The sequence below is a fragment of the Nocardia halotolerans genome (genome assembly GCF_042650145.1).
Taxonomy (GTDB): Bacteria; Actinomycetota; Actinomycetes; order Mycobacteriales; family Mycobacteriaceae; genus Nocardia; species Nocardia halotolerans.
Genome location: NZ_JBHSDL010000007.1, coordinates 229,834 through 241,439, shown reverse-complemented (window position 1 = coordinate 241,439; position 11,606 = coordinate 229,834). Strand labels below are relative to the sequence as shown.

General features: G+C 67.0%; 11 protein-coding genes and 1 tRNA gene. 7 read left to right on the top strand and 5 right to left on the bottom strand.

Annotated features, from left to right (window positions below; genetic code table 11):
• Window positions 1-338: 338 nt before the first annotated feature.
• Complete coding sequence (locus ACFO5K_RS08330; protein ID WP_378558357.1) at window positions 339-1,592, bottom strand: pyridoxal phosphate-dependent aminotransferase; 1,254 nt, start codon at window positions 1,590-1,592, stop codon at window positions 339-341.
• A gap of 49 nt (window positions 1,593-1,641) precedes the next feature.
• Complete coding sequence (locus ACFO5K_RS08325; RefSeq protein WP_378558355.1) at window positions 1,642-2,901, bottom strand: helix-turn-helix domain-containing protein; 1,260 nt, start codon at window positions 2,899-2,901, stop codon at window positions 1,642-1,644.
• 202 nt (window positions 2,902-3,103) lie between these two features.
• Here ACFO5K_RS08325 and ACFO5K_RS08320 point away from each other — a divergent pair, with 202 nt between their 5' ends.
• On the top strand, window positions 3,104-3,610 hold the full coding sequence (locus ACFO5K_RS08320) for a hypothetical protein (protein ID WP_378558353.1): 507 nt from the start codon (window positions 3,104-3,106) through the stop codon (window positions 3,608-3,610).
• Here the strand turns inward: ACFO5K_RS08320 and dcd are convergent.
• Window positions 3,529-4,128, bottom strand: coding sequence for a dCTP deaminase (dcd, locus tag ACFO5K_RS08315; RefSeq protein ID WP_378558351.1), 600 nt, complete (start codon window positions 4,126-4,128; stop codon window positions 3,529-3,531). The genes ACFO5K_RS08320 and dcd overlap by 82 nt on opposite strands.
• 108 nt (window positions 4,129-4,236) lie before the next feature.
• On the opposite strand from dcd, the gene ACFO5K_RS08310 reads away from it, so the two are divergent.
• A tRNA-Gly gene (locus tag ACFO5K_RS08310) sits at window positions 4,237-4,307 on the top strand.
• A gap of 364 nt (window positions 4,308-4,671) precedes the next feature.
• Here ACFO5K_RS08310 and ACFO5K_RS08305 read toward each other — a convergent pair.
• The gene (locus ACFO5K_RS08305; RefSeq protein WP_378558348.1) at window positions 4,672-4,989 is read right to left on the bottom strand and encodes a hypothetical protein; all 318 of its coding nucleotides are present in this window, start codon (window positions 4,987-4,989) and stop codon (window positions 4,672-4,674) included.
• 113 nt (window positions 4,990-5,102) lie between these two features.
• Between ACFO5K_RS08305 and ACFO5K_RS08300 the strand changes: the two genes are divergently transcribed.
• The 3 genes from ACFO5K_RS08300 (at window position 5,103) to ACFO5K_RS08290 (ending at window position 7,839) form a co-directional block, all read left to right on the top strand.
• A complete protein-coding gene (locus tag ACFO5K_RS08300) occupies window positions 5,103-5,852 on the top strand; it encodes a crotonase/enoyl-CoA hydratase family protein (protein WP_378558345.1) in 750 nt (249 codons plus the stop codon).
• A gap of 169 nt (window positions 5,853-6,021) precedes the next feature.
• The gene (locus ACFO5K_RS08295) at window positions 6,022-7,128 is read left to right on the top strand and encodes a DUF4185 domain-containing protein (protein WP_378558342.1); all 1,107 of its coding nucleotides are present in this window, start codon (window positions 6,022-6,024) and stop codon (window positions 7,126-7,128) included.
• A gap of 51 nt (window positions 7,129-7,179) precedes the next feature.
• Window positions 7,180-7,839: a class I SAM-dependent methyltransferase gene (locus tag ACFO5K_RS08290; protein WP_378558339.1), complete on the top strand. Its 660-nt coding sequence runs from the start codon at window positions 7,180-7,182 to the stop codon at window positions 7,837-7,839.
• 62 nt (window positions 7,840-7,901) lie between these two features.
• Here ACFO5K_RS08290 and ACFO5K_RS08285 read toward each other — a convergent pair whose 3' ends face one another.
• The gene (locus tag ACFO5K_RS08285) at window positions 7,902-8,504 is read right to left on the bottom strand and encodes an alpha/beta hydrolase family protein (protein WP_378558335.1); all 603 of its coding nucleotides are present in this window, start codon (window positions 8,502-8,504) and stop codon (window positions 7,902-7,904) included.
• Between the two features lie 232 nt (window positions 8,505-8,736).
• On the opposite strand from ACFO5K_RS08285, the gene ACFO5K_RS08280 reads away from it, so the two are divergent.
• Together ACFO5K_RS08280 and ACFO5K_RS08275 are read left to right on the top strand one after the other, a co-directional pair.
• Window positions 8,737-10,572 (top strand): acyl-CoA dehydrogenase, encoded by a 1,836-nt coding sequence (locus ACFO5K_RS08280; RefSeq protein ID WP_378558332.1) that lies wholly within the window; start codon window positions 8,737-8,739, stop codon window positions 10,570-10,572.
• Between the two features lie 225 nt (window positions 10,573-10,797).
• Entirely contained in the window at window positions 10,798-11,511 is a 714-nt protein-coding gene (locus ACFO5K_RS08275; RefSeq protein WP_378558330.1) for a helix-turn-helix domain-containing protein, read from the top strand.
• Window positions 11,512-11,606: the final 95 nt, after the last annotated feature.

The window sequence follows — 11,606 nt, the reverse complement described above, 5'->3', positions numbered from 1 at the left end:
GCAAAACTCCCCGCGCCCAGGACTGGCCTGAATTCACGGAGAGGCGGAACAGTACAGGGCGGCGGAGAGCAGGGGGATGTCTCCGCCGCCCGTTGGCAGGCGCCCAGGGGGGTAGGCGCGCGTACCGTAGGGCTCTCGGTTGTCCAGGGGGGGTAGACAACCGGGCCGGGCGCCGAAGCGCCGAGGACTACTGTACACAAAAGCTGGAGTTTTGCGCTAGTGACTCATCAAAACTTGCGAAATTCCGAACCCCGAGTCTGTTTCAGTGTGCCTATCAGGGCACCGGCCCTGCCACGCACCCAAAGAACTCACAGGTCAGCACTCCGGACAGTGAGCTCTCACTGCCGATAGCTGGCCAGGAAGTTGCCGAAACGCTCGATCGCCACCGCCAGATCCCGCGCCCACGGCAGCGTCACGATCCGCAGATGGTCGGTCGCCGGCCAGTTGAAACCGGTGCCCTGCACCATCAGGATCTTCTCCTGCAACAGCAGATCCAGCACCAGCTTCCCGTCGTCGTGGATCTCGTGCACGTTCGGATCCAGCCGGGGGAACGCGTACAGCGCGCCACGCGGCTTCACACACGACACCCCGGGAATCATGTTCAACCGTTCCCAGGCCACATCACGCTGCTCGAGCAACCGCCCGCCGGGCAGGATCAGGTCGCCGATGCTCTGGTGACCGCCGAGGGCCACCTGAATGGCGTGCTGGGCGGGCACGTTCGGGCACAACCGCGACGATGCGAGCAGGTCGATGCCCTCGAGGAAACCCCTGGCATGATCCTTGGGGCCGGTGATCGCCAACCAGCCCGAGCGGTAACCCGCCACCCGGTAGGCCTTGGACAGGCCGTTGAACGTCAGGCACAGCAGGTCGGGGGCGAGCGAGGCCAGCGAGATGTGCTTGGCGTCGTCGTAAAGAATCTTGTCGTAGATCTCGTCGGCCAGCAGCAGCAGCCGGTGCTTGCGGGCCAGGTCGACGATCTGCTGCAACACCTCGGCCGAGTACACCGCACCGGTCGGGTTGTTCGGGTTGATCACCAGCAGGGCCTTGGTCTTGTCGGTGATCTTCGATTCGATGTCGGCGATGTCGGGCTGCCAGCCGTTGTCCTCGTCGCACAGGTAGTGCACCGGGGTGCCACCGGCCAGACTGGTCATGGCCGTCCACAGCGGGTAGTCCGGCGCCGGGATCAGCACTTCGTCGCCGTTGTCGAGCAGCGCCTGCATGGTGACGGTGATCAGCTCCGACACCCCGTTGCCCAGGTAGACGTCGTCCACGTCGAGCTCGGGGAAGCCGGGCACCAGCTCGTACCGGGTGACGATCGCGCGCCGGGCCGACAGGATGCCCTTGGACTCGGAATACCCCTGCGCGTACGGCAGGGCCGCGATGATGTCGCGCATGATCACATCGGGCGCCTCGAAGCCGAACGGCGCCGGGTTGCCGATGTTGAGCTTGAGGATGCGATGCCCCTCCGCCTCGAGGCGCGCTGCCTGCGCGTGTACCGGCCCACGGATCTCGTAGACCACGTTCTGCAGCTTCGTCGACTGCTCGAGGGCGCGCGGCGGCACGTGCGGCAATTGAGGACTCACCCGACCCATGGTAGGGATGCCCCGCCACCCGCTCACCCCCTCCCCGGCCGGCGCGGGCTCACGGTGGTGGCCGGCCGGCCAGGGCGGCGGTCTCCAGGCAGAATTCCTCGATGCGTTCGTCGAGGCCACGCGCCTCCACGGCGTCGCGGTAGGTGGGTGCGGCGATGCGGCGGCGCAGCCCGACGAGGCGTTCGCTCAGCTGGGCGATGCGGCGGTCCTCCGGTAGCCCGAGGACCGGGCGCAGGGCGTCGGCGGCGCCGTCGATGCTGCCGTTGATGAGATGGGCGGCCGCGTTGTCGACCCGGGCCAGTGATTCGGCGCCGTAGGACCGTTGCAGCGGCGGACCGCTGCTGTAGAGGCTGATGGCCAGTTCGGTGGCCACCAGCGCCTGTTCGGCGCGGCCGAGCTGAATGCAGGTGGCACCGGCGTAGTAGGCGGCCTTCGGCGCGGAGAAGCCGAACACCCCGCCGATCTCGTCGTGGAGTTCTTCGCGCCGGTCGCCGGTGGCCGCCTCGGCCGCGCGCAGGCAGCGGTCGGTCTCGGTGTCGCTGCCCAGCCGCGCCCACACCCTGGCCTCGATGTTGAGCAGCCGCACCCGCGCCAGCCCGGTGCCCGCGAACTCCTGCCCACTGCGAGCCAGCTGGATGGCGTTGCGCGGACGGTCGGACCAGTTCTCGATCAGCGCGTGCATCCCCCGGGTCCAGGCGCGCAACCCGTTGTGCCCGCTGAGTTCCGCGTACGCCCACGCCGCCCTGATCTGTTCACCCGCCGCGTCGAGATACCCGAGGTCGGTGCTCGCGTTGGCGAGCAGTCCGGACAGTGTGCCCGCCAGTAAGTACAGGTGGCTGGTGTCGGCAGGCTTCTGGTGCCCGTCGAGCAGGCGGTACACCCGCCGCCGCACCCGCAGCATCTCCACCATCATCGGGGCGGGTGCGGCGTGCACGTATTCGTTGGCGATGCGCCGCACGTCGGCGTCGAGCTGAGCCAGCGTGGTGGCGCCGACATTGGTGCTCTCCGCGGCGGCCGCGTGTTCGCTGGCCTCGTGCGCAGCCGCCATGATCAACTCCCTCTCCGACATCATCTCGGGCACAGTGCCTTTGCCTGCCCCCGCATCGACGAAGGCGAGCAGATCGGCGTCACCGGCCGGGGCGAGCAGGGCCGAGAAGCGGGCCCGGACCACCTCGTCGGAACGGGCCAGCGAAGTGTCGAGGGCGGCCTGGTTCACCGGGCGCGGGCGGACCCGCACCCCACCGGCCTCCCATTTCGACACCAGCCGCTCGTGCACGCCGAGATGAGCCGCGAACTCCCGGATGCTCATTCGTTTGGCATCGCGCAGAGCCCTGGCCTCTCTACCCGTCCACTCCCCGACCACGGCGTCACCTCATCCAATGGACAACATCCTCCAGAGTACGAGTGCGACAGTGAGACACACCACAAGTTCGCCGAATCGGTTGTCTGAGGCAGTGAAAGGGCGGTGCGGGGCAGTGGTCGCGCACGGCCGCGGCGGCGATCATGGAAGGGTGGAAGCCAGAACTGTCGATGACTGGGTGCGGTGCTACCAGTGCGAATTCGGGCTACCCGTGCGCGAGCGTGGTGGCTTTGTCATGTTGCCGATCACCGATCGGCTCTGCGTGGTGCACTTACCCACCACCCGCGCCGAGAAGACGTGGACAGCGCTGCGCGAGCTACACCGGGAAGGCCCGGTGCTGGCCCGCCAGATCCGCTGGAGCCTGCTGGCCCAACCCGATGCCCGCCCCACCGACGAGCTCGCGGCCACCCTGTCGGGCCTCGACATCGACATCCCCGGGCTCGGCAGCGCCGTCATGCTGCCGACCAGCCTGGGCCGGTGGAGCCGCGAGGGCTGCCATTGGGTGCGTCCGCCGTCACCCGGCGATGTGCTGCCACCGCTGTCGGAGCTGCTGCGGATCGCCCTGTCGGTGGGACCTCAGCGGGTCTCGACGGCGTTGAGCGAAATCGGCGACAACGGAAAATTGAGGTACGACCGCGACGGCGTCGGCCCCCGCTGACCCTGATACTTCGACCCGGCCGCCGCACTGCCGTAGGGGTGCTCGGCCGGGCTGCTCAACCGGATCAGGCACAGCTGCCCGATCTTCATCCCCGGCCACAGGGTGATCGGCAGATTCGCCACGTTCGACAGTTCCAGGGTGATGTGCCCACTGAACCCCGGGTCGATGAAGCCGGCCGTCGAATGAGTGAGCAGCCCCAACCGGCCCAGGCTCGACTTGCCCTCGAGCCGCCCGGCCAGGTCGTCGGGCAACGAGCACATCTCGAGCGTGGAGCCGAGCACGAACTCACCGGGATGCAGCACGAACGGCTCCCCCGGCTTCGGCTCGACCAGACTGGTCAGCTCGTCCTGCTGCTGCGCGGGATCGATATGGGTATAGCGACTGTTGTCGAACACCCGGAACAGCCCGTCGAGGCGCACGTCGATACTCGACGGCTGAACCATCGATTCGATCATCGGTTCGACCCCGAGCCGCCCAGCGGCGATCTCGGCGCGGATGTCACGATCGGAGAGCAGCACCGGGACAGTGTAGGCAGCTACGGTGCTGGTAGACCTGCCGCCCCCGCGGCCCCGCCCCGAGACTTGCATCGCCCGGCGCCGGATCTGATAGAGTCGCGAGCGCATCCAGCCGATGTAGTTCAATGGTAGAACTTCTGCTTCCCAAGCAGACAGCGCGGGTTCGATTCCCGTCATCGGCTCTGTACCGCCTCTCCGCGTATTCAGGCCAGACCTGGACGCGGAGAGGCTTTTTTGTGCGGCCGGCGGACGGGCCGATGGTTCAGTCAGCCCGTCCCCGGTGAGTTACCGATGTGCTCACCTGCCTCCCCGCGACTTCGGGCCAGACTCGGGTGCGTGGAGACCAGGGAGGCGGCAAGCTGCGCATTCGGGGGCGGGCCAGCCCGTTCCCGGCGAGTTACTCACCCGCCTCTCCGCGACTTCAGGCCAGACTCGAGTGCGCAGCGGCCAGAGGAGGCGGCAAGCCTCGCGTTCGGGGGCGGGTCAGCCCGTTCCCGGTGAGTTACCCATGTTCTCGCGAAATCAGGCGTTGCGAGGCCGGGGCCTTCAGCCGCCCAGCTTGACGCAGTCGGCGGCGATCTTCGATTGGGCGGCGCCGACTTTGGATACGTCTTCTTCGCTGAGTTGTTCGGCCTGTTCGCCCGCTTGGCCGTTGGCGACCATTACGCGCAGGCCGTCCTGCGACATTCCCGAGTCGAGGAACACCTGTGCCGCGCAGTCGGCGAGTTCGGGGTCACCCAGGCCCTTGTCCTGCAGTGACTTCGACAGTTCCGCCTGGGTTACCGCAGGCGCCTCGTCGCTACCTCCGCAGGCCGACAACACCGGCAGCGTGAGCAGCGCCGCGGCGATCAGACAGATCCGCACTCTGAGTCCTCTCGGTCAACGCGCATCGGCCGATGCGCGGCCGTCTGGCATCATGCCCGACCGCCGCCCGTCAGGCCACACCCAGCCAACTGACTCACGAGTAAGATAGGCGCATGGGAGAACACCTCACCGTGCGGTTCGACAGTGATCGCGCATACGTGGCCTTGAATCGTCCCGACAAGCACAACGGGCTCACGCTGGAAATGTTGCGCGATCTCGTGCGGGCCGCTCGAAAGGTGGCCGATCACAAGGAGACTCGCGCGGTATTCCTCACCGGAAACGGCCCGAGCTTCAGCAGCGGACTCGATATCGCGGCCGCCACTCGCGACCCACTGGCTATCGTCCGGGAATTCCTGCCGCGACCATGGCGCGGAACCAATACTTTCCAGGAAGCGTGCTGGGCTTGGCGGCGCCTGGACGTACCCGTGATCGCCGCGGTCCACGGTCGCTGCTTCGGTGGCGGACTTCAGCTCGCCCTGGCCGCCGACTTCCGAATCGCCACGCCCACAGCCGAATTCTCGGTCATGGAAACCGCTCACGGCCTCATTCCGGACATGACCGGCACCGCCTCGTTGGCCCAGCTCATCGGCATCGACCAGGCGAAGCTGTTGTCGATGACAGCCGATCGCGTCGATGCCGCGCACGCCGCCGAGCTCGGACTGATCACCGACATCGCCGAAGACCCACTGGCCGCGGCAGAGGCTCTCGCCGACCGCATCACCGCCCGTGATCACCGCGCGGTCGCCGCGGCCAAACATCTTTTCGACAACTCGTGGCAGCTCCGTTCCCGCGCCGGTTTCGCTGCCGAACGCGCGGCCCAATTGCCGCTGTTGCTGCACAAAGCGTTCGCCCGCAGCGACTGACAGGCAACCGGTTCGGACACATCATGCCGAAACACCTCTCCATGTGCCGCTGATCACCATTTCCGACTGTTAACATCACCGCGATTCGCCAACCAGTCGGAATGTGGTACGCACCACATACAGCTCGGAGCGTGCGTAGATTTCGGCATGACCCGGAGGCTGCGTCACGGTGTACAAGACCGGTTCGATCCTGTTGTCCGCCCTCACCGGGGCCACCGCGTTGCTGGTGAGCGCAGCGACTCCCGCCGTCGCGAACCCCAACGCCATCAACCCGATTCCGGTCCTCAACGGCACCCACGGACTCCCCGTGCTGCACGGGCGGACCCAGGCCGTGTTCCAGGTGACGGGGATGGCCAGCCCCAACAACACCCACAATTACAACGTCCTCGGCACCGACCTGGGCATCATGTGGGACAACGGCCACGGCGAGATGCTCACCGCGTTCGGCGACACCGCCGGCCTCGGGTTCCCCAATCTGCTCGCGGGCAGCACCTGGGCGTGGCGGTCCAACATCCTGGTCCGCAGCCACAGCAAGAACCCGGCCGAGGGCATCTACTTCGACAGTGTGGTGCGCGACGTGATCGGGCAGGCGCGCGAGCTCATTCCCAGCCCGAAGGTTCCGTTCCTGGAGATCAGCCGCATTCCCACCGCGGGGATCTCCGCCAACGGCGTGCAGTACATGTCGCTGATGTCGGTGAAGACCTGGGACGCGCCGGGCGAGTGGTCCACCAACCATTCGGGCCTGGCCGCATCCTCGGACAACGGCGAAACCTGGACCGACCTGGCTCACACCCGCCGCCCCGATGAAGGCGGCAATGCCAACTTCCAGATGAACGCCTTTCTGAAGGACGGCGGCTTCGTCTACGAGTACGGCACCCGCTCCGGCCGTGGCAACGACGCCTTCGTCGCCCGCGTGCCCGAAGGCCAGATCGAGGACCTCGCCGCCTACGAGTACTGGGACGGCGGTGGTTGGCGAGTCGGCGATGTGAACGCGGCGGCGCCGATCATGAGCGGCGTCGGCGAGCTGTCGGTGATGTACAACGAGCACCTCGGTCAGTTCGTGTCCCTCACCACCGACCCGTTCAACTCCGTCGTGATGCGCCGCGCGTCGTCCCCGGCCGGCCCGTGGAGCGCCCCGGAGGTGCTGATCGACGCCCGCGAGCTCCCGACCGCCTACGCACCGTCGATCTTCCCGTACCAAACCGGGTCTGACCTGTACTTCATGACGACGATCCACACCCAGTACAACGTCGTCCTGATGCGCACCAGGTTGTAGGAGAGCCCCAGTACGGCACGGCGTCCGGCACCTGGGACCTACACTCGAGTCATGGATGCGGCGGATTGGGATGCGCGTTATGCGCGCAGTGAATTGGTGTGGGGTGCACCGCCGAACAGCACTGTCGTCGAGCACGTCTACGGTCTCGACCGCCGGGTGCCGCTGCTCCCCGACGAATCCGGTGTCGCCCCGCCACTGCCCCGCGCCCTCGACCTGGCCTGCGGCGAAGGTCGCCACGCGCTGTGGCTGGCCACCCACGGCTGGGAGGTCACCGCCGTCGACTTCTCCCAGGTCGGCATCGACAAGGGCCGAACAGTCGCGGCCCGCCTGTCGCGTAGCGTCCGCTCCCGCGTGCACTGGCAAACAGCCGACATCACCGATCTCGAAGCCGCCGACATCACCGGCCCCTACGAGCTGATCCTGATGGTCTTCGTCCACCTCCCCGCTGACGAACGCCGCGAACTCCTGCACCAGCTCACCGCCATGCTCGCCCCAGGCGGCATGCTCCTGGTCCTGGGTCACGCCTCCCGAAACGTCACTGACGGCTACGGCGGCCCCCAAGAGCCCGAAATCCTCTTCACCCCCGACGACATCCGCGCCGACCTCCCCTCCAACGCCCTCACCATCAAGTTCGCCCAGGAAGTCTTCCGCCCCACCGAAGGCCCCGACGCCATCGACTCCCTGGTCGTAGCCGAACGCCCCCTCAGCTGACCAAGATCATCAGGCTCTCCTGGTTTTCCGCTCTCGGCCGATGGTTACAGGAAGCCTGGTGGTCAGCGGTCCAATCCCCAGCGGGTGAGCCAGGGGGTGACGGTGGCGGAGATGGTGTCGAAGCCGGTGCGGAAGGCGTGGGGCTGGTTGGGGATTGTTCGGAGTTCGGCGGTGTCGGTGGGGGCGGGGATGCCGAAGGGGTCTTTTGCTCCGTTGATGACGACGACTTCGATGGTGCCGGGGGACAGGAGTTCGTCTCGTCTGGTTTTCTCCGGTTTTCCGGGTGGGTGCAGGGGGAACGAGAGGGCTATCACGCCGCGGGCGCCGGCTGCGACGGCCGTTCGGCAGGCGACTCGGGCACCGTTGCTGCGGCCGCCCTGCACGATCGGTATGTCAGGGAAGCGGGTGCGCAACTCGGCCACGATCTCGAGCCAGGCCTGGTCCTGTTTGACCGCGTTGCCCGGCGCCCGGCGCCCGGCAACCCGGAACGGCTGCACGACGCGAGCCACGGCGCCGCCGACGGCCAAGGCCGAATCGCGCACAGTGAGAATGTCTTTCGCGTCCACGCCACCGCCGGCGCCGTGCGTGATCACCAGCAGGAACGGCGGATCGTCGACCTCGTCGAGTTCGATCTCGGCCGGTCCGGCAGTGGTCTCGATGCGCACACCTCACGGTAGCCCCGCGGCGGCGGCGAGCAACGCTTCCGCATGCGTGCGTGTTTTTCACATCACATTGCCGTCAGACTCTTTGCCGAAGGCCTTACCCACCGGTAATATGATCAATAAGTTACCCGCGAGTAGCATGCGGAAAACCGGCTAGCTACCCGGTGGACGTCACGACGGGCGGGAACGGCACACAACCGACCGCACCAGAACTCAACGGAGAGTGAGTACTCACATGGGCCACTACAAGGCAAACGTTCGCGACCTCGAGTTCAACCTCTTCGAGGTTCTCGGCATCGACAAGCTCCTCGACGCGGGCGCCTTCGGTGACCTCGACACCGACACCGTCAAGGAAATGCTCTCCGAGGTCCGCCGCCTGGCCGAGGGCCCGCTGGCCGAGTCCTTCGCCGACGCGGACCGCAATCCGCCCACCTTCGACCCGAACACCCACACCGTCACCCTGCCCGAGTCCTTCAAGAAGTCCTACAAGGCGCTCGAAGACGGCGAGTGGGCCAAGGTCGGCGTCGTCGAGGAACTGGGCGGCCTGGCTGCCCCCTCCGCCGTGACCTGGGCGCTGTCGGAGATGGTGCTCGGCGCCAACCCGCCGATTCAGATGTACGCCGCGGGCGCCGGCTTCGCCCAGGTGTTCTTCGACAACGGCACCGAAGAGCAGAAGAAGTGGGCGGCCAAGATCGCCGACCGCAACTGGGGCGCCACCATGGTGTTGACCGAGCCCGACGCGGGCTCCGACGTCGGCGCCGGCCGCACCAAGGCGATCAAGCAGGAAGACGGCACCTGGCACATCGAGGGCGTGAAGCGCTTCATCACCTCGGCCGACTCCGACGACATGTTCGAGAACATCATGCACCTGGTGCTGGCCCGCCCCGAGGGCGCCGGACCGGGCACCAAGGGTCTGTCGCTGTTCTACGTCCCGAAGACCCACTTCGACTTCGAGACCGAGACCTTCGGCGACCGCAACGGTGTGTTCGTCACCAACGTCGAGCACAAGATGGGCATCAAGGCCTCGGCCACCTGTGAGGTCACCTTCGGTGGCCACGGCATCCCCGCCAAGGGCTGGCTGGTCGGCGAGGTGCACAACGGCATCGCGCAGATGTTCGACGTGATCGAGAACGCCCGCATGATGGTCGGTACCAAGGCCATCGCCACCCTGTCGACCGGTTACCTGAACGCGCTCGAGTACGCCAAGACCCGCATCCAGGGCGCGGACCTGACCCAGATGACCGACAAGACCGCCCCGCGCGTGTCGATCACCCACCACCCGGACGTGCGTCGCGCGCTGGCCATGCAGAAGGCCTACGCCGAGGGCCTGCGTGCCATCTACCTCTACACCGCCGCCCACCAGAACGAAGAGATCGCCGCCGCGGTCTCGGGTGCGGACTCCGACGTCGCGTTCCGCGTGAACGACCTGCTGCTCCCGATCGTCAAGGGTGTCGGCTCCGAGCGCGCCTACCAGTACCTGACCGATTCGCTGCAGACCTTCGGTGGCTCGGGCTTCCTGCAGGACTACCCGATCGAGCAGTACATCCGCGACGCGAAGATCGACTCGCTGTACGAGGGCACCACCGCCATCCAGGCGCAGGACTTCTTCTTCCGCAAGATCGCCCGCGACCGCGGTGTGGCCCTGGCCCACGTGGCCGGCCAGATCCAGAAGTTCCTGGAGTCCGACACCGCCAACGAGCGCCTCAAGGGTGAGCGCAAACTGCTCGCCACCGCGCTCGAGGACGTGCAGGCCATGGCCGCCACCCTGACCGGCCACCTGATGGGCGCGCAGGAGCAGCCGTCGGAGCTGTACAAGGTCGGCCTGGGTTCGGTGCGTTTCCTGATGGCCGTCGGCGACCTGTTCATCGGCTGGATGCTGCTGAACCAGGCCGAGATCGCGCTCGGCGCCCTCGACAACGGTGCCACCGGCTCCGACGTGCCGTTCTACACCGGCAAGGTCACCTCGGCGCAGTTCTTCGCCCGCAACGTCCTGCCGGAGCTGACCGCCACCCGCGCGATCCTGGCCAACCTGGACAACGACATCATGGAACTCGACGAAGCCGCCTTCTGATCCGCCTCTCCGCGTATTTCGGCCAGGCTCAGGTGCTTGGTGAGATGCGTTGGCGGCCAGACGGAGGGCGTGGGTGAGGTAGCCGGTTCCCGGTGAGTCACCCATGTGCTTGCGAGATCTGGTGGACGGTCCGGAGCTTTCGCTCCGGACCGTTCGTCGTTTTTCGGTGATCTTTTCGGCGTACTCTGGGTTTCACCGTCGGTCGGGTGAGGCTCGGGGGTTGGGATGGGTCAAAGTACCGCGCTCAGTGTGTATCTGCGGGAGCGGCGGATGGCGGCTGGGTTGGCGCGGGCCGAGTTGGCGATGCGCGCCCAGTTGGCGCCGTTGCTGGTCACGCAGATCGAGGCCGGCACGCTGGTGCCGAATCCGCCCATGCTGCAACGCCTTTTCGACAGCCTCGACGTGCCACTGTGGTACCGCAAGCACATCCTGGTGTTCGGCCTGCCCGCCGTGGAGACCGGCGCCGCCCCGGCGAACCCCACCGCCGAGGACTTGGCCGACCTCGCCAGCCTCACCCATCCCGCCTGCTACCAGCGTTTCCCCACCATGGACATCCTCGCCGCGAACACCGAGTACCAGCGCATGTTCCCCGGCTCGGGCGCCGGCGTGAACCTGCTCGAGTGGATGTTCCTCAACCCGGCGGCGAAGAAGGCCTACATCGACTGGACCACCGAAGCCCAGCTCCTGGTCCACGCGTTCAGAATGCTCGCCCCCTTCGCGCCGGCGCAACGCGTCAACGCCATCACCGCGGCCTGTGCCGTCTCAGCGGACTGGGATGCGGTGTGGGCCAGTGAGATCCGCTCCGAAGACATCGCCCGCAGACAGGTCCGGGTTCGCGAACGCAGCACCGGCCTGGAACGCCGCATGCTCCTGCGCGTCTACGACCCCGCCTTCCCCACCCGCCCCTGGTGGCTGTACCGCCTCGTCCCCACACGATGAACGGCACCCGCCGCCACGACGGGTGCCGAACTACCGATTCAGGACGCCGACCCGGTTCCCAACATCCGGATCAGCGACGTCATTCCCCACAGCAT